Annotated in this window: 20 protein-coding genes; 16 read left to right on the top strand and 4 right to left on the bottom strand. The window is 28.6% G+C overall.

Features of this window, described 5'->3' with window-relative positions; genetic code table 11:
• Positions 1-24 precede the first annotated feature (24 nt).
• From H9W90_RS14250 to tsaB, 15 genes are all read left to right on the top strand, one after another.
• Positions 25-3,990, top strand: a complete 3,966-nt coding sequence (locus H9W90_RS14250) for a T9SS type A sorting domain-containing protein (protein WP_187482242.1) — start codon at positions 25-27, stop codon at positions 3,988-3,990.
• A gap of 8 nt (positions 3,991-3,998) precedes the next feature.
• Complete coding sequence (locus H9W90_RS14255; RefSeq protein ID WP_187482243.1) at positions 3,999-4,718, top strand: hypothetical protein; 720 nt, start codon at positions 3,999-4,001, stop codon at positions 4,716-4,718.
• 163 nt (positions 4,719-4,881) lie between these two features.
• Positions 4,882-5,619, top strand: a complete 738-nt coding sequence (locus H9W90_RS14260) for an energy transducer TonB (protein WP_187482244.1) — start codon at positions 4,882-4,884, stop codon at positions 5,617-5,619.
• 125 nt (positions 5,620-5,744) lie between these two features.
• The gene (gene deoC / locus H9W90_RS14265) at positions 5,745-6,494 is read left to right on the top strand and encodes a deoxyribose-phosphate aldolase (RefSeq protein ID WP_187482245.1); all 750 of its coding nucleotides are present in this window, start codon (positions 5,745-5,747) and stop codon (positions 6,492-6,494) included.
• Positions 6,495-6,524: 30 nt separating this feature from the next.
• Positions 6,525-8,600, top strand: a complete 2,076-nt coding sequence (locus H9W90_RS14270; protein ID WP_187482246.1) for a gliding motility protein RemB — start codon at positions 6,525-6,527, stop codon at positions 8,598-8,600.
• A 218-nt stretch (positions 8,601-8,818) separates the two neighbouring features.
• Complete coding sequence (cyoE, locus tag H9W90_RS14275) at positions 8,819-9,721, top strand: heme o synthase (protein WP_187482247.1); 903 nt, start codon at positions 8,819-8,821, stop codon at positions 9,719-9,721.
• A 2-nt stretch (positions 9,722-9,723) separates the two neighbouring features.
• Positions 9,724-10,311, top strand: a complete 588-nt coding sequence (locus H9W90_RS14280; RefSeq protein ID WP_187482248.1) for a cytochrome c oxidase subunit 3 — start codon at positions 9,724-9,726, stop codon at positions 10,309-10,311.
• Between the two features lie 55 nt (positions 10,312-10,366).
• Complete coding sequence (locus H9W90_RS14285) at positions 10,367-11,347, top strand: cytochrome c oxidase subunit 3 (RefSeq protein WP_187482249.1); 981 nt, start codon at positions 10,367-10,369, stop codon at positions 11,345-11,347.
• Positions 11,348-11,368: 21 nt separating this feature from the next.
• A complete protein-coding gene (locus H9W90_RS14290) occupies positions 11,369-11,710 on the top strand; it encodes a cytochrome C oxidase subunit IV family protein (RefSeq protein WP_187482250.1) in 342 nt (113 codons plus the stop codon).
• An 85-nt stretch (positions 11,711-11,795) separates the two neighbouring features.
• Positions 11,796-12,458, top strand: a complete 663-nt coding sequence (locus H9W90_RS14295; protein ID WP_187482251.1) for a hypothetical protein — start codon at positions 11,796-11,798, stop codon at positions 12,456-12,458.
• Positions 12,455-13,102: an SCO family protein gene (locus tag H9W90_RS14300; RefSeq protein WP_187482252.1), complete on the top strand. Its 648-nt coding sequence runs from the start codon at positions 12,455-12,457 to the stop codon at positions 13,100-13,102. Before H9W90_RS14295 ends, H9W90_RS14300 begins: the two co-directional genes overlap by 4 nt.
• Entirely contained in the window at positions 13,095-13,634 is a 540-nt protein-coding gene (locus H9W90_RS14305; RefSeq protein ID WP_187482253.1) for a DUF420 domain-containing protein, read from the top strand. The genes H9W90_RS14300 and H9W90_RS14305 overlap by 8 nt, the downstream gene beginning before the upstream one ends.
• Positions 13,627-13,848: a hypothetical protein gene (locus H9W90_RS14310; protein ID WP_187482254.1), complete on the top strand. Its 222-nt coding sequence runs from the start codon at positions 13,627-13,629 to the stop codon at positions 13,846-13,848. The genes H9W90_RS14305 and H9W90_RS14310 overlap by 8 nt, the downstream gene beginning before the upstream one ends.
• A 223-nt stretch (positions 13,849-14,071) precedes the next feature.
• Positions 14,072-15,403, top strand: coding sequence for a TolC family protein (locus H9W90_RS14315; protein WP_187482255.1), 1,332 nt, complete (start codon positions 14,072-14,074; stop codon positions 15,401-15,403).
• A gap of 93 nt (positions 15,404-15,496) precedes the next feature.
• Positions 15,497-16,189, top strand: coding sequence for a tRNA (adenosine(37)-N6)-threonylcarbamoyltransferase complex dimerization subunit type 1 TsaB (gene tsaB, locus H9W90_RS14320; protein ID WP_187482256.1), 693 nt, complete (start codon positions 15,497-15,499; stop codon positions 16,187-16,189).
• Here tsaB and H9W90_RS14325 read toward each other — a convergent pair.
• From H9W90_RS14325 to H9W90_RS14340, 4 genes are all read right to left on the bottom strand, one after another.
• Positions 16,167-16,829 carry a hypothetical protein gene (locus H9W90_RS14325; RefSeq protein WP_187482257.1) on the bottom strand — a complete coding sequence of 221 codons (663 nt, stop codon included), beginning with the start codon at positions 16,827-16,829 and terminating at the stop codon, positions 16,167-16,169. The two genes, tsaB and H9W90_RS14325, sit on opposite strands and share 23 nt — an antisense overlap.
• A 42-nt stretch (positions 16,830-16,871) precedes the next feature.
• Positions 16,872-17,678 carry a mechanosensitive ion channel family protein gene (locus tag H9W90_RS14330; protein ID WP_187482258.1) on the bottom strand — a complete coding sequence of 269 codons (807 nt, stop codon included), beginning with the start codon at positions 17,676-17,678 and terminating at the stop codon, positions 16,872-16,874.
• Positions 17,679-17,759: 81 nt separating this feature from the next.
• A complete protein-coding gene (locus H9W90_RS14335) occupies positions 17,760-18,116 on the bottom strand; it encodes a DUF1304 domain-containing protein (protein WP_187482259.1) in 357 nt (118 codons plus the stop codon).
• A gap of 71 nt (positions 18,117-18,187) precedes the next feature.
• Positions 18,188-18,388 (bottom strand): dodecin family protein, encoded by a 201-nt coding sequence (locus tag H9W90_RS14340; protein WP_187482260.1) that lies wholly within the window; start codon positions 18,386-18,388, stop codon positions 18,188-18,190.
• Between the two features lie 165 nt (positions 18,389-18,553).
• Here H9W90_RS14340 and H9W90_RS14345 point away from each other — a divergent pair, with 165 nt between their 5' ends.
• On the top strand, positions 18,554-18,907 hold the full coding sequence (locus H9W90_RS14345) for a toxin-antitoxin system YwqK family antitoxin (RefSeq protein ID WP_187482261.1): 354 nt from the start codon (positions 18,554-18,556) through the stop codon (positions 18,905-18,907).
• The last annotated feature ends 300 nt before the right edge of the window (positions 18,908-19,207 follow it).

Raw genomic sequence — 19,207 nt, forward strand, 5'->3', positions numbered from 1 at the left:
TGAATAAAAATAAAATTAATTACTATGAAAACAAAATTACTTTTTTCACTACTATTTTTTTGCAGCTTTTTTTTAAAAGCTCAAATAGAAAACACCCAAACTTGGGAAGTTTTTTATCCAGGAGTAAAACTAACGTATCACATTAATGCTTGCGCAAACAATGAGGCAGAGCCTACTACAGATGAATATTTTTGGTGTGATGGACCAGATAGGGTAACAACAGAAAGTTTTGGGCTTACACATGGTAACGTTATTTCTTCTCATGAATTTGCATATAACAATGAAGATTATGTTGTATTTGCTACTCAAAAAGGAATTTCTATATACAATAAAACTCAAAAAAAATGGCGTAATATTTCTTTTTTAATCTTTGGTCAAGATAATGTGTCAGCATTTTTTTATGGGGCTATAGATGATGGAAATGGTAATATTATTTTTCATGGAGCAAGTAAAGGAACGCAAAAATATAGCCTAACAGACAATACAATTACCCAAATTAATAACCAAAACTATGCTTTTGAACAATTTAAAAAAAATGAAAATACTGGTAATTTTAAAAATAGTATTTGGGCTGTTTCACTAGGAGGTAGTAATTTAATGAAATACCATAATGGCATTTATAAGGTTTACAATAATCAAGTTTTAGGAATTGGTTCTAGTAGAATTATAAAAGGAATAGATATAAGTGCAGATAATAAAATTTACTTGGCCGTTGAAAATGAGGGTGTTGTGGTTTTTGACCCAGCAACAGAAACTGCAACTAAAATTACAGAAGCAGATGGTTTACCATCAAATTTATTATTAGATTTAGATTTTGATGTCGATGGAAATTTATGGATTACTTATAGAATTGCTTCTAAAGGAGGTGTATCTAAATGGGATATTGCAAATAATACTTTTGAAAATTTTGAACATACTGTAGGTAATGAAACACTTCAGTTTGGTAGAGTAGAAGCAATAGGTAACCAAATTTGGCTTAGTTTAAAATATGCTATTGCAGAAAATTTATATGGGGTCTATACACTTACTTTTGATAATAATAATGCTCCAATATGGAAACACCATAATGAAGCTTTTTTTCAAGAGCAAGGATTTGTAGAACACTTTTACGGTTATGGTAGTGGTTTCGGTGATCGATATGGAATTAATGATTTGGCTTCTTATGGAGAAAAATTATATATAACAATGGCAGGAAACGGAACTGTTGTCTATCAAAATAACAATTGGCAACACTTTAGTGCTCAAAAAAACAATATTCCTTCAGGTAATGAAAGAAAAATAGGCTATATAAAACAAGATAAAACTGGCGGAATAGTATTCAATACCTATACTAATAATACCTCAACTAAAGATATTGTTGTAGTTTCTAAATTAAAGAATAACGTTATTGAAAATTATCCACTAGGAAGAGGTGTTACAAATGTAGTTGGTTTTGAAGAAAAGGGACAAATAGATGAAAAAGGTAATATTTATGGAAGATATATTACTGGGTACAATGTAAGTAATACAAACACTTTTTCAGTACTAAATTACCCTGTGTTTAGTAATTTATTAGAAGATTACTCTTTTAATTCTGAAGATGAATTTGCAGTAGAGGGTTTTAATAAATGGTATTATGATAAAAATGGAAAAAGACTTACAAATTTAGATACCAATGTTAGCTACAATGCAAATAATTCTAATTTCGATTTTGGTACAGGGAATTTAGATTTTTTAACAGAATCACCAGATGAAAGAGTGTGGGCAATTTCACCATCAGAAGGTATTATTTGGTACGACCCAATTACAGATACTAAAGGAGTTTTAACCTTAACAGATTTAACGAATAGTACTCATTCAGAAATTTCACATATTCAACAACTTCTTTTTGGTACAGGTACTAATGAGTTGTGGTTAATAGGCCGAAATGGAGTTGTTTATTTAAAAAACGGAGTAGAAACTCACAAGTTTTTAAAGGCAGATTATCCCACTTTAAACATTATTAAAGATGCCAAATTAGATGCAAATAATAATTTATATGTATTAAATTCTTTTGGGTTTCTAAAAATTTCTGATGTGCAAAATGCGACACCTACGACTAAGGAGTTCGATTCTAACGCATTAATTCAAGGAGGAATAGCTGAAGGACCGCTTTTTACAAATTTTAATAAAATAACTATTGACAATGAAGGAAATAAATGGTTCGCAAGCCTTAACTCTGCATTACCTAAATTATTAAAGTTTAAAGAGGTAAATGATGCTGCAGGAATTGTAAATGCAGCAACAGCAAGTAATTTAAGAGGTAAAGTTTCTGGAAAAATTTTTGTAGATGTAAATGATAACGGAACTTTTGAAGAGGCTACAGATCAGGTAATAGTTAATCAATCATTAAACATTAAAAACGCTAGTTCTTCTTTTATTGTTTATACAGATACTCAAGGAAATTACTCATTCCCAATACATATAGCAAACCAAACTTATGAAATAGCTATAACATCTACAGATGGTTTTTCTTATGCTTCAGACAGAGTTTACAAAGTAGATGTAGTAAATTTAGATTCAGATTATAGTAATAATAATATTCCTTTGAAAAATGAAGAAATTAAAAGCTTGTATGTTAAAGGATCTGCAAAAGAAGGTGCTTGGGGTTTTATAAGAGATGGTTTTGAGAATAAATTTGTATCTGCTATTGGAAACTTATCAAACGCTAAAACGTTTAATGATGTAAAAGTTAGATATAAATTTATCAATTTAAATAGTAGTGCTACAAATTATAACAATAATGCTATAGAATCAATTACTATTCACCGCTTAAAAAATAACCAGAATACACATATTATAGATAAAATTAATATCGACCCAAGTAGAAGTCAGAATTGGAAAGTAAATTTAGGTAGTAATAATTATACTCTTTCTACAGACAATAACCCAACTTTTACAGAAACGGATATAGATAAAACTAAAACTTTAGAAATTGAAATAGGTACTATAGATCCATTTGAAGCAATTGTTTTAGAAATAAAAACTACTGTTTTTGATCCTACAGCAATAAGAGATATTATTCAATATGGTCCTACAGACGTTTCTTCTTCTAATTGGGAAGCAGCAACAAGTGGAAGAAATAATAATGATACAGATAATTGGATAGATACTACTCCAGAAAGTGAAGACTCAAAATCTGGTAGAGATGAAGATTTTTCGCCTTATGAAGAACCAGAAGATATTTATGAAGATGAAGATGATATTTATAGAGATCCTAAAGAAATATATTCAGACGGACCTTATTACACACCAGTTTTTAGTTCTTATGACCCAAATGATAAATTAGTAACTCCAGGAGTTCCAGATAAATTAAATGAAGTAGATATAGATAAAAAGTGGCTTACGTATACAGTCCGTTTTCAAAATAATGGAAACTTTTCTGCTAAAGATGTTTATGTATTAGATACTATTCATAATGATTTTGATAGAAATTCTTTTAAGATTTTAGACAGCAGTCATGATATTAAAGTGTCGGAAGTAGGTAGTGAGGCAAAAAGTATTAAAAAATTCTTTTTCGAAAACATTTTTTTACCAGATAGTTTGTCTAATCCGGAAGGAAGCCAAGGCTATTTAAAATACAAAATAAAAGCCAAAGAAACAATTCCAGAAAACACTATTGTAGATAATATAGCTTATATATATTTCGATCAAAACCCAGCAATTATTACCAATACAATTCAAAATAAATTTAGAACACCAGCAGTTGCAAGTGTTAAAGAATTTGCAATTAGAGAAGAGTTTTCTCTTTTTCCAAATCCTGCTAAAGCAACAGTAAGTGTAAAAATGCTAAAAAATAAACCTATAAATGGTGTTCAAGTTTATAATATGTTGGGTAAAAGAGTTCTTTTAAAGAATGGAAACAATCAATCTAAAATGACAATAAATACATCAAAATTGTCATCAGGAATTTATCTCATCAAAATAAAATCAGAAAATAAAATAACCTCTAAAAAATTAATAATCAAATAGAAAAAGCTATGAAAACAACAAACAAATTTTTAAAACTTTTAGTACTTGTGTTTGCAATAACATTTGCAGCATGTAGTAACAATAATGATGATATTTTAGAAGAAGAAGAATTATCAGAAATTGTAATGCAAGATTTTGCAGATGACATTCAAAATATGTCTGTTCCTACAGGTTTGGCTAACTCTAATAATCAATATGCACAGCAAGCAAATGCTCAATTCGAAGCCTTAAAAAGTTTGGGAACTTCTTTTGCATCATTATTTACAATACCAGCAAACGCAACTTCTGCAAAATCGTCAAGCAAAACTGCTTCAAAATCTACTATTTTATCAACCAAAACTTATACTTGGTCTTCAGGAGATACAACAATTAACTATACAATTTCAGAAGAATCAGACAGATATTCTTTTACCTACAATATTGTATCTAGCAGTTTTACGGGTAAATTAATGGATGGTTATCAATTAAAAGATGGTAGTTATGCGCAAGCTAATTTATATTCAGATAATCAATTAGTTTCTACAATTAAATGGACAGTTACTGAAACCACAACTAAAATTGAACTAGATTCTGATGGCTACAGATTTGTTCTAGAATCTAATAATTCTGATAATTCAGGAACTTTAAAACTATACGAATCCAGCACATTGTATGCAACTTATTTATGGAATGCTAATGGTTCTGGTACATACACAGATCATATAAATAATGAAACTTATAGTTGGTAAATAATTAAAGAAATTAGAGAAGAAGAAAAAAGCACAATTAATTGTAATTAAATTAGGGGTTAATATTTTAATTGTGCCAACAGCATCAAAATTTTTTGATGCTGTGTTTTTATGGCACGTTCTTTGTTTTAACAAAGTCTTAACATTTAAAAACTTTCTAATTATGAAAAACTTAAAAAAAGTACCAACCAAACAATTAGAAAAGTTCTCTAACATTTTTACCCAGTTAGGACTTGTACTCGTGCTATTTATTGTCTACTTAACAATGGAGCACCAAACAGAACAGAAAACAGCAATTGTTTTTGAACCTGATATAGAAAACTATGTCTATATTGAACCCAGCACAGAAGTTCTTTTTACAAAAGAGCCTAAAGTTGTAGAGAAAGTAGAACCATTAAAATCTAAACCTCTTATTATAGATGCTCCTATTGAAGTCGGCTCTATAGAAACATTTATTGAAAAACCAAAAGAAAAAGAGGTTGTAAAAGTAAATAGAGGAGATATTATAACTGTTAATATTCCTGAAGAAGACCCAATTATTGAAGACGTACCTTTTACAATGGTACAAGACGCACCAGTTTTTAAAGGATGTGAAGGATTAGCAAAAAAAGAAAATAAAATTTGTTTCGATGAAAAAATGAAACAATTTGTACAACGAAATTTTGATGCAGAATTGGCAAACGAACTAGGTTTACATTCAGGAAAGCATAAAATTCAAACCCAATTTGTAATCGATAATAACGGAAATGTAGTTGATGTTAAAATTAGAGCACCACACAAACAGTTAGAAAAAGAAGCAGATAGGTTAATAAAAAAGTTGCCAAAATTTAAACCTGGCAAACAAAATAACAGAACAGTAAAAGTACGGTATGTTTTACCAATAGCTTTTAGAGTAGAATAAAACAAAAACCCAACCAAATAGGTTGGGTTTTTTTATGAATAAAATTTTAAGAGTCGTTTAAAATGGCTTTTAATAATTGTTATTTTCATGTACAAAGAAAACTTCTTATTTGCTATTTTTGTAAAATGGGAATCAGTCAATTTTTAGACGCTACTTATTTAAAAACAGCAAGTCAAGCAAATCTTACAGAAGAACAAAATCAACAAAAAGTTATTGATTTAATAAATGAGGCAATTTTGTATGATTATAAATTGGTAATGCTTCGTGCAAAACACATTCCTTTAGCAAAAGAAATGCTAACAAAAGCAGCTTCTAAAACATTAATAGGTACTGTAATTGGGTTTCATGAAGGAACTTATTCCATAGAAGAAAAGTTAGAGGAAGCACAAAATGCAATAAACCTTGGTGCAGATGAGTTAGACTTTGTAATAAATTATGAGGCTTTTAAAAAAGGAAATATAGATTTAGTAACAGAAGAAGTGACTAAAGGCACAAAACTTTGTCTTAAAAATAAAAAAGTAGTAAAATGGATCATAGAAGTTGCAGCGCTCACAAACGAAGAAATAATTGTAATTTCGCAATTGATTAAAGAAATTGTTTTTAATGTTTTTGATAAAGAAAATGCCGATAAGGTTTTTGTAAAATCATCAACAGGGTTTTTTAAAACAGAAAATAATTTACCAAATGGTGCTACTTTTGAAACAATGAAATTAATTTCAGAAAATGCAAAACCATTAAAAATAAAAGCAGCTGGAGGCGTAAGAGATTATGTTACAGCCTTAAAAATGATAACTTTAGGCGTAGATAGAATTGGTACATCATCATCTAAAGCAATTGTAAATAAAGAATTAAAAGAAAAATCAACAGGCTATTAATTAAACAATAGCAACTCTATAAATTATAGGATGATAAAAAAATATATACTACTAGTTTTATTATTTCCATCAATATTATTGGCACAATCAGAAAGATATCCAATTTTTGATGTTTGTAAAGGAAGTGAAATTAACTCGATAAAAGATTGCTTTTATAAAACGACAAAAAAACATTTTTTTGCAGATTTTAAAACTCCAGCAATTGTAGAAAATGAAAATTTTACAGGAACAGCAAATGTACTTTTTGTAGTTACAGCAGAAGGAGATTTTAAATTAATATATGCAAATACGCCTTATGCAGAGGTTAGAAAAGAGGTAGAAAGAGTTTTTGAAGCATTTCCAAAAATTACTCCAGGTTGGTATAATAATCACGCAATAGAAATGAAATTCGAAATGCCTATTTTATTTCCAGTTTCTAAAAATACAAATCTAGATACAGACTTAAATTCGCAAACCAACACTATACAGCCAAAAGAAGATTTATTCGAAGTTGTAGAAAAAAACAAAATTGCAGATTCTACTTTTTTAGAGCATAGTAGTCAGTTAAATATTCCATTTACACATCAAAAATATGTGGATTACGAATTTGCTTTACATAAAGCAAACGGAACACATACTGCTTCTAAACCATATATTTATAATGAAATTAGCGAGTATTTAGATTTATCTATAGAAAAAAAGAAGTTTTTAAAACCAGAAAAGAGAACTTGGTTAGGTAACAAACTTTGGAACGAACATTTACTACAAATTAAAAAGAAAGACTATTGGTTAACTTTAGATTTTTTGGTTGATGTTCAATTAGGTAAAGATAATTCCGACCAATCTTACACATATAATAATACAAGATTGGTAACAGTAAATGGAGGTTTGGGAAAGAATTTTTCTTATTCTGCAACAATTTATGAAAGTCAAGGTAGGTTTGCAGACTATATAAATAGTTTTATTTCAAACACTTCAGCCACTACAAGACCAAAATTTTCTGAAGGATTGGTTCCAGGAAGAGGAAAAGCAAAAGGATTTAAAACGGATTCTTACGATTATCCTGTAGCAGAAGGTTACCTTTCATATACACCAAATAAGTTTATGCAGTTTCAGTTTGGTAATGGTAAAAATTTTATTGGAGATGGTTATAGATCTTTTGTTTTGTCAGATGTTTCATCTCCAACAACATATTTAAAAGCAAAAGTAGATTTCTGGAAAATACAATACACAAATATTTGGATGTGGAATACAGAACCATCACTTTTAGCAGCATCTAACCCTAATGAACATGCAAGAAAATATGTTGCAGCTCATTATTTAAGTATCAATTTAAATAAGAGATTAAATATTGGTTTTTTCGAAAGTGCAATTTCTACAGGAGAACAAGGTTTTGACGCAGGTTTTTTAAATCCTATAATTTTTTACAGATCTGTAGAGTTTAATAGAGGAGAAGATGCAGGAAATGCACTTGTTGGTTTAACAGGTAAATACAAGTTAAATGATAATATATCTTTATACTCTCAATTAATTATTGATGAATTTTCTGTAGGTAATTTAGACGATTTAGGAGATTGGAGAAACAAGTTTGCATATCAAATAGGTGCAAAATATTTCAATGCTTTTAAAGTAGATAACCTTTTTCTTCAATTAGAATACAATTCTGCAAGACCTTATACATTTGCTCATAAAACACCTATACTTAATTACGGAAATTACAGCCAACCTCTAGGGCATCTTTGGGGCGCAAATTTTTGGGAAGCAATTGCCATTGCAAGATATAAGAAAGATAGATGGAGCGGAAGCGCAAAAATAATTTTAGGAAAAAAAGGATTCGATTTTCAAGATGAAACTGTAAGTTATGGTGGAAATATTTATCAATCTTATAATGATAGATTTGCAGATACTGGTAATGAATTAGCGCAAGGAAACACCGCAAATCTTTTTTTAGTAGATGTACAAGCAAATTATTTATTGAATCCTGCTAATAATTTAAGTCTTTTTGCAGGCTTAAGCTATAGAAGTTTTACACCAGAAGTTTCCCTAGTTGGCTTTCCGTCAGGAAATAACGTGTGGTTGTCTGCAGGAATAAGAGCAGATTTATTTAACTGGTATTTCGATTTTTAATTTTTTATGAAAAATTTATAAAAAACTATTATAAAAAGTAAAAGATTTATATATATATTTACACCGTGATTTTCATAGATCACACTTTTTCTTTTTCATAGCAATTTTCCCACTCAATTTATTGAGTGGGTTTTTTTATACAATTCCTAAACAAAACATACTAAAATCTATGGTAAAGTCATATTTATCAAATATCTTTGCAGCTGAATTGTAAAGTAATGAATTCAACAGTTATAACGGCCAATAAAACATCTATGCAAACTATAATTTCAGACTTCAAACAACTTACAAAAGTTGGTTTGTCTTTAAGTGTTGTGTTTTCTTCTGTTGCTGGTTATTTATTAGCTGTAGATATTATTAATTACACAACCTTAATTTTGTTAGCTGTTGGTGGTTTCTTAATGGTTGGTGCATCTAATGCATACAATCAAATTATAGAAATTGATACAGATAAGTTAATGAAACGTACACAAAACAGACCTTTACCAACAGGTAGAATGTCTGTAAATGTTGCACTAACAATAGCAATTTTATTTACAATTGGCGGAATTTCGATTCTGTATAGCATCAATCCAAAAACGGCTTTGTTTGGTGCAATCTCAATATTTTTATACACAAGTGCATATACACCTTTAAAATCTGTAACACCATTAGCAGTTTTTGTAGGTGCAATTCCTGGCGCAATTCCGTTTATGTTAGGTTGGGTTGCAGCTACGAATGAATTTGGTATTGAAGCAGGAATGCTTTTTATGATTCAGTTTTTCTGGCAGTTTCCACATTTTTGGGCAATTGGTTGGTTACAATATGAAGAATATAAAAAAGCAGGTTTTAATATGTTGCCAATGAATACTAAAGACAAAGGTGCAGTAAAACAAATCATTTTCTATACAGTAATAATGATTTTAGTTTCTGTAGTACCTGTTTTAAAAGTTTCAGGAGCATTTTATATTTATCCTTTAACTGCAGTAATTATTGCGCTTTTGGGAGGTGTAATGTTGTTTTATGGAATAAAATTACATAAAAGCGAAGAAAACACAGATGCAAGAAAATTAATGTTGTCAAGTGTTTTATATATTACAGTTGTGCAAATTATATATGTAGTAGATAAATTTTTACATTAAAAATGATAGACGAACAAACATTACAAGGAGAATTAACTACTGCTAAAAAGAAATCTGCAAAACCAATGCTATGGGTTTCTATGATTAGTATGGTTATGTTTTTTGCAGGATTAACAAGTGCTTACGTAATTAGTATGAAAAGAGACGATTGGGTTTCTTTCGATTTACCAGACGCTTTTTTTACAAGCACCATATTAATTGTTGCAAGTAGTATTACCTTATTTTTATCGCAAAGATTCCTAAAACAAAATAAAAGACAATTGTCTTTAATATTAGTTGTTATAACTTTAATTTTAGGAATTGGTTTTGTGTGGCTACAATATGTAGGCTTTAATCAATTAAAGAGTGTTGGGTTATTTTTTACTGGACCAGAAAGTACAGTATCAACTTCTTTTATAATTGGTATTACATTTATGCATGTTATACACTTGTTAGCAGGTTTAATTGTGCTACTTGTTGTTATTTATAATCATTTTAAATACAAATATAAATCAGATGATATGCTTGGGTTTGAACTAGGTGCAATCTTCTGGCATTTTGTAGATATACTATGGATTTATCTATTTTTCTTTTTCTATTTTATCAAGTGATAGAAAATAGTTATTTTTGGCAAACTAATTAAGAATTAATTAACAGAGAATATATATGGAAGCAAATATTGCTGTACCTTCAGACGGAAAAAACACTTGGAACGGTGGTGGAGTACAACCATTTGGCGCAAGTTATGGTAAAATGATGATGTGGTTTTTTATCGTTTCTGATGCATTAACCTTTTCGGGGTTTTTGGCAGCTTACGGTTTAACACGTTTTAAATTTATAGATTCATGGCCAATTGCGGATGAAGTTTTTACTCACATTCCTTTTTTTCATGGAAGTTACCCAATGATTTATGTTGCATTTATGACTTTTGTCTTAATTGCATCTTCAGTAACAATGGTTTTAGCAGTAGATGCTGGGCACCACATGAATAAAAAGAAAGTAACTTTTTACATGTTCTTAACTATTATTGGAGGTATTATATTTATCGGTTCTCAAGCTTGGGAATGGAATACCTTTATTAAAGGTTCTTATGGAGCAGTTAAAACTACAGATGGTAAAGTTTTACAGTTTGTAAAAGATGGGCATCAGATTGCATTATCAGATTTTGTAGTAGGAGATAGAACAGATGGTAGAGTAGAACATACTAGAAAAAACGGGTTATGGTTCGAAAAAGAAGCAACTATTTCTACATATTCTATAGACCAAGTAATTAATGCTTACAATGCAAATCCAGATATTTTAGTAAAATCAGAATTAATAAATGCTGATGAGAAAAGCAAAGTAATTCTATCTAGAGAAGAAGGAGCAGCACAATTAGCAAAAACTAAAATGGTTGTAGAAGGAGCAAACCTAAAAGTAAATGAATACGGAAATACCATTTTTGCAGATTTCTTTTTCTTTATTACAGGTTTCCACGGTTTCCACGTACTTTCAGGAATCATCATAAACATCATTATCTTTTTTAATGTTATTCTTGGTACTTATGAAAGAAGAGGGCATTATGAAATGGTAGAAAAAGTAGGATTATATTGGCACTTTGTAGATTTAGTTTGGGTATTTGTATTTACCTTCTTCTACCTTGTTTAATTTATAAAATAGCATTAAGAAATGGCACACGCACACGAATCGAATTTAAAAAGAATCTGGGTAGTTTTCGGAATTTTATCTGTAATTACTATCGTAGAAGTTATATTAGGTATATATAAACCAGCAGGATTACACCTTACAAGTTTTTTAGGTACAAGCCCATTAAACTGGTTGTTTATCATTTTAACATTAGTTAAAGCATATTATATTACTTGGGCATTTATGCACATGGAAGGAGAAAAAAAATGGTTTAGAAGATCTGTTGTTTGGACAGCAGTTTTTCTAATATGTTATTTAGTAACATTACTCTTAATAGAAGGAGATTACCTATATAGCACACTAGGGCCACTTGTAAAATGGTAATTTAAAAAAAATAATAATTAGGTGGTTTTAACCACCTTTTTTTTGCGCTGAACTTAATATTCAGCTTCTTAAAAATAAGATAATCATGAAACTAACAAAAAAGAGAATTGTTTTATTCTTACTTTTTATTTTTCCTTTAATATGTTTTTTAATATTATCTACAGGTAAGAATAACTTTACTAAACTGCCTATTGTTACAGAAAATATATTAGATGCTTCTACAATAGATGCCAACACAACATTTAAAGAAAACATTACTATAGTTTGTTTTATTGGTAATAATATAGAAAATAGCAAAGGAGGTTTTTTTAATTTGAATGAGAAAGTTTATAAAAAATTTATTGAATACAAAAAGTTTCAAATTATTGCAATTTATCCTGAAGGAATGGAAGATGATGCAAAAAGGTTAAAAAAAGAAATAGGTGCATTTACAGATATGGTAAAATGGAAGTTTATTTCTGGTTCAAACCAAGCAATAAGCAATTTATATAAGAGTTTTAATACAAATGATTCTTTAAGTAATATGTATTCTTCAAAAGCGTTTTTGGTTGATAAAAACGGAAATTTAAGAGGAAGAATAGCAGACGAAGATTACAAAGATGGAATGCTTTACGGTTACAATATGCAATCTGTTTCAGAATTAAATGCAAAATTAAAAGACGATGTTAAAGTACTTTATTATGAGTATTATGCAGCATTTAAAGATAAAAATAAAAATAAGGCAGATAGAAAAGAAGTAGGGTTATGAGTAAAAAATATTCTTATGTAGGTGTTTCTTTCATTATACTTTTATTTGGTATTTATGTTGTTAGAAATTTAGGTAATAGAGTAAATAAAAAAGATACTTTATATACCTTTAATAAGGTGCCAGATTTTGAATTCATAAATCAAAAAGGAAAAAAGATTACGAATAATACATATGATGATAAAGTATATGTGGTAGAATTTTTCTTTTCAACTTGCCCAACTATTTGTCCTATTATGAATAAACAAATGGTAACCATTCAAGATGAATTTGCTTTAGATTCTAATTTCGGAATTGCGTCTATTTCTATAACACCAGAAATAGATACTCCAGAAACCTTGAGAGAGTACGCAAAAAATACAGGTATAACACATCCTAATTGGCACTTACTAACAGGAAAATCGGAAGAGGTTGTTTATGCTTTGTCAAACAAAGGGTTTAAGTTATATGCAGGAAAAGGAGATGAAGATCATGGTGGTTTCGAGCATTCAGGTTTATTTGCCTTGGTAGATAAAAACGGATTTATACGTTCTAGAAAAGACGAATATGGAAACCCAATAATGTATTATAGAGCAATTGAAGAACAAGGTTTTTCAAATCAAATTAAAGAATTAAAAGAAGATATTAAAATTTTGTTAGATGAGTAATTTAGAGCAAGAAAAAAAATATAAAAAAATTATTACTTTATTATCAGTAATAATTCCTTTGGCTGTGGCAGCCTTATTTGGTGTTAATTTAAGAAAATTAGGTTTTAATGTAGAACCTTTAACATTTTTACCTCCAATTTATGCAACTATAAATGGGTTAACTGCAATTGTATTAATTGCAGCAGTTGTTGCAATTAAAAATGGAAATAGAAAGTTACACGAACAACTGAATACCTTTGCAATTGGGTGTTCATTGTTATTTTTACTTTTATACATTGCATATCATATGACATCCGACTCCACTAAATTTGGAGGAGAAGGAACTATAAAATACATTTATTATTTTATTTTAATAACACACATTATACTATCTATAATTGTAATTCCTTTTGTGTTAACTACTTTTATGAGAGCCAAGTTGGGTAATTTTCCACAACATAAAAAAATAGCAAAATTCACATTTCCATTGTGGCTATATGTTGCAATTACAGGAGTTGTAGTGTATGTAATGATATCTCCATATTATGCTTAAAAAACAAATTTTAGTATTTTTATTAATGATGATTTTTACGGTAAAATCATCATACTCTCAATGTGCCATGTGTAAAGCTGTAGTAGAAAATGGAGATGTTTCTATGGCTGAAGGTGTAAATAACGGAATTACCTATTTAATGGTTTTTCCATATCTTTTAATTGGTATTTTATTCTACGTGATTTACAGATATAAAAAGAAAGCCAAAAATTAACATTTCAATAAGAGGAGTTTTCTGTAACATATTCTACTTTTAGTCGTCTTATTAAAACTATCAAAAGACAGAAGTGTTCAATATTGATGAAAAAGTGTTCGGTTTTAGATAATTAAAAATTATTTAAAAAACGTAAAACACTCATTATCAGTTTAATTATGCTTTTTTATTTTTTGGTACAACCATTGAAAATCAACCATAAGGAAACATAAAACTTAAAATTTTGAAAACCAAACTTATCTTATTTGTAGCATTAATTTCTTCAATAGCTACTTTTTCTCAAAAAAAATGGACACTTAAAGAATGTGTAGATCAAGCTTTAGAGAAAAATATTACAATTCAACAAAATAAATTAAGTCTAGAAATAGCAGAAACTGATTTAAAAAGTACTAAAGGAAATTTTTTACCTTCTGTAAGTGCAAGTACTGGTGGAAATTTATCTGCAGGTTCTAATTTCGATCCAGTTACCAATAATAGATCTGCAAGTACAACTTTTTTTGGGGGAAGTGTAGGTTTAAGCGCAGGAATTACCGTGTTTAATGGGTATAGAAATTTAAATTTATACAAGCAGGCAAAGTTGGGTATTGAGTCTAGCAAATTAGATTTAGAAAAAATAGAGAATGACATTTCTCTATTTGTGGTAAATGGTTATTTAAATGTGCTTTTTGCTAAAGAAAATTTAGAAGTAGCAAAAGTACAAGCAGAAATTAGTAAAAAACAAATAAAAGCTGCAAATGATAGGTTTGAAGCTGGTGCAATTGCAAAAGGAGAATTGTTAAATTTTAAATCTACAGCTGCAAACGATTTGCAAAATGTTATTACACAAGAAAATGCTTTAGATCTTGCTTTATTAAATTTAGCTCAATTGCTTCAAGTTCCAGCAGAAGGTTTTGATGTAGCTCCAATAGATGTTGGTTCACCTTCATCAGATTTATTATATAAAAGCTCATCTTCTGTTTATGACAAATCTTTAGCTAGGATGCCAGAAATTCAAAGAGCAAAGTTAGCAATTGAAAACGCAGCTTTAGGAATCGAGATAAGTAAAAGTAGTTATTTGCCAACGGTTACAAGTTCAATATTTGCCAACTCAAATTACAGATATATTATAAAACCATCAGGTGTTCCAACAGGTAGTTTTTTTGATCAATTAGACGGAAATTTAGGTTATGGTGTTGGTTTTAATGTAAATATTCCAATTTTTAATGGTTTTAAAACGGATGCAAATGTTAGTAGATCTAAAATTAATAAAGAAATTTTTGAAACAAGATTAGAAAGCGAAAAACTAACATTAAAACAAACTATAGAACAAGCATTTTTAGATGTAAAATCTTCTTTAAAAGCTTACGAAGCAGCAAAAATTTCTTTAGAAGCACAAAAAGAAGCCTTTAAAAACGCACAAGAAAGATACAATTATGGCGCTATGACTTTGTTCGATTTCGATTTAGTGAGAACACGTTTGGTAAATGCAGAAGGTTTAATGATTCGTTCTAAATACGATTATGTTTTTAAAACCAAAGTATTACAGTTTTATTCTGGAGAGTTGGTTTTAGAATAGAAATTATTTAAAATAAATATCTAACCTCACAAGTTTTAAACTTGTGAGGTTTTCTTTTTTGTAACTCTTATCTTTGTAAAAAAAATATAGAAATTGGCAATTATCTTAAATATTGAAACTGCAACCAAAAATTGCTCTGTAAGTTTAGCAAAAGATGGAAAAATTTTAGCGATTAAAGAATTAAACAATGGCAACTATTCTCATGCAGAAGTTTTACACCCCTTTATAGTTGATATTTTAAGTGAAGCAAAAATTACAACTCAAGAAATAGACGCTGTAGCTGTTAGTAAAGGTCCTGGTTCTTATACTGGGTTAAGAATTGGTGTTTCTGCCGCAAAAGGGCTTTGTTTTGCCTTTAATAAGCCATTAATATCGCTTGATACTTTAAAATCTTTAGCAAATGCAATTTCTGTTGAAAATGGTTTGATAGTTCCAATGTTAGATGCTAGAAGAATGGAAGTATATTCGGCAGTTTTCGATATAGATTATCAACAAAAAAGAGAAATACAAGCAGAAATAATTGATAACAATTCTTTTTCTGAAGAACTATCTAAAGGCAAAGTATATTTTTTAGGAGATGGCGCAGAAAAATGTAAAGAAACAATTACTAACCAAAATGCCATTTTTGTAGATGGTAAATTTCCTTCAGCAAAAGAAATGGCTAGTTTGTCTAATGAAAAGTACAAAAAAAACGACATCGAAGATGTCGCTTATTTTGAACCTTTTTACTTAAAAGATTTTATTGCTATTCCAGAAAAGAAAGCTATAAATTTGAATAAAAAATAATGATTTTTTCTAAATCTTCTTTCTTTTTCCTTTTCAATTTATTTTTTTTCATAAAACTTTTAACAGCCTTTTCTTGCTCTCCAAAGAATTTATAAAATAATTTCTTTTTTGTAGGAATTTTTTTTGCGTTTTCCCCATCAAATGTAACATAAAACGTTTCTTTAGTTTTTGAAAAAGTTGGTGGTTTATATTTTTCATAACCATTCTGTGGAATTACGGCTTCATCCAATTTCTTGTTTTCTTTTATTAGTAAACAATATTTGTTGCAATTTTTACTTGTTAGATAGTAAGTTAAATTACCTTCTTCGTTTTTGAAAACTTGATATGCATTGTTTAAAAAGGTAACTTTTGTACCTAGTTTTTTTGTGATATAAACACTAGACTTTTCGTCTACCTTTACTTCAACTTCACCTAGAAGTGCATCAAATTTAAATAATACGTTTTTATTTGAACCTGCTATATTTCCGTAGTAAAATTTTGTATTTACATACCTTGTACCTTTGGTTTCTTTATCTCTTTTGTCTACTTCTAGAACTTGATCACTATTTAGAATAAATTCTGTTTTTTCTTCAATATCTTGACCAAAAGACTGAAAAGTCAATAACAAGGCAAGAAAAAATAAATAGGTGCTTATTTTCATTATTTAGTAATTTAATTATTTATTTATATGTTTTATCAAATATCATTCCGTTTTAGAAATGTTTACTCTATGTGGATAAGGTATTTCTATTCCTGCTTTGTCTAATTCTTCTTTTATATTTTCCATACAATCGAAATAAACAGTCCAATAATCTGCTGTATTACACCAAGGTCTTACTGCAAAATTAACAGAACTATCTGCTAACTCTAAAACGGCAATTGTAGGTTTTGGGTCAGATAAAACTTTAGCATGAGATGTTACAACATCAGTTAAAACTTGTTTTGTTTTTTTAATATCCGCATCATAACTAACACCAATAACTAAATCTACTCTTCTTGTACCTTCAGTAGAAAAATTGATAATGTTTCCGTTAGATAAAGAACCATTTGGAATTATTATTTCTCTATTAGATAAGCCTGTAAATTTTGTTGTAAAGATTTCAATTTCTTTAACAACTCCAATTTCACCTTGTGCTTCTACTAAATCACCAACCTTAAAAGGTTTAAAAATCATAATTAAAACACCACCCGCAAAATTTGCTAAAGATCCTTGTAAGGCTAAGCCCACAGCTAAACCTGCTGCCGCTAATATTGCCGCAAAAGAAGTTGTAGCAACACCTAGTTTTGCAATTACGGTTATAAATAATAATATTTTAAGAATCCAGCCTAGTAGGTTGCCCAAAAATTGTTGAAGTGTAATATCTACACCTCTCTTTTGCATTACTTTTCTAGAAGTTCTTACCATTAAATTTATTATAAATAAACCAATGATTAAGATTGCTAAAGCAGTTAAAATGTTTGGAGTATACTCTATTAGTAATACTTTAATTTTTTCAATATATTCTTCCATCTTTAATTTTAATAATTATTAGAATTGCAAAACTAATAGTTTAATTATTGATTACGAAATGATAAAGGAAGTAATATTATTTTAAAAAAATAGTATTGATAGAATTCCTAATAATGCAGGAATTGCTTGTATGTAGAGTATGGTTTTTTTCTTTGTTGAAAAAGCACCATAAAGTCCAGCAACAAATACACAAATTAAAAAGAATAATGCTGTGTCTAAATTCTTTGTATACAAAGACCAAATTAAACCAGCGGCTAAAAATCCATTATACAAACCTTGGTTTGCTGCTAAAACTTTAGTTTCTTCTGCAAATTCTTTACTTTTTAACCCAAATGTTTTAATCCCTTTTTTTGTTGTCCAGAGAACCATTTCTAAATAGACAATATAAATATGGATGATTGCAACCAAGCTAATAAAGATAATTTGTATAGTTTTCATAATAATTGCAAAATAAATAGCGACTTAATAGTTAAATTAAATCGCTTAAAATAGTAGTTAGTTTTATATGCTTAATTTACTTCAAAAGTAATCTTTAAGTTTACTCTAAATTCAGTAACATCATCACCATTAACAACTGCACTTTGAGATTGAACAAATACAGATTTAATGTTTTTTACAGATTTTGCTGCTTGTTTTACAGCTTTCTTTGTAGCTTCTTCCCAGCTTTTTTCTGAATTAGCTAATACTTCAATAACTTTCATTACTGCCATAATATTTCAATTTTTATTAGATTAATATTATAGTAAATATAGGATATTTTTAATAATTATTCTTTAGCTCATTCCAATGTTAAGTTAATGTTATGTAAATGTTTGTAAATTGTTATAATAATACATATATTTGTAAATATAGTGTTAACCATAAAAAATAGAACCATGAAAAAACTAATAGCAATATGTATCTTTTTTGTTGCGGCAATAGGGTATTCTCAAGATAATCAGCCAACTTATACAGCACAAGGAGATTTAGTAAAAGCTACTTACTATTTTGAAGATGGTGCTGTAAAAACACAAGGTTATTTTAAAGATAAGAAATTAACAGGCGAATGGACTCGTTTTGATAAAGAAGGTAATAAAATACAACTTGCTTATTATAATGATGGTAAGAAAGTTGGGAAGTGGTTTGTATGGACGAAAGAATCTTTAAAAGAGATTAATTATGATAACAACGTTGTTGTTAACGTAAACTTATGGAAACCTGAAGCTAAATTAGCTAGCAATAGAAAATAATTATACTTTTTAAATTTAATTTTTAAAGGTTATTAAACTCCAAAGAATAAAATTCTTTGGAGTTTTTTTATTGAAGTTAATTAAGCCTGCTTAGCATTTACTTTCAATAAGATTTTTACGGATCTTAATTTCTTGTTTAATGAACTATTTATACAGTAGCTACTTTACGATTAATATGTTTATTTACTTTAATGTATTGAGCCTATTATAACTTTAATACAAATGCTATTTATAGCAGTTTATTATTGTAAAAAAGTAGTTGGACTAGTTGTGACGAGATATTATTATAAGCACAAAAAA

It is taken from the genome of Polaribacter pectinis, assembly GCF_014352875.1.
GTDB lineage: Bacteria > Bacteroidota > Bacteroidia > Flavobacteriales > Flavobacteriaceae > Polaribacter > Polaribacter pectinis.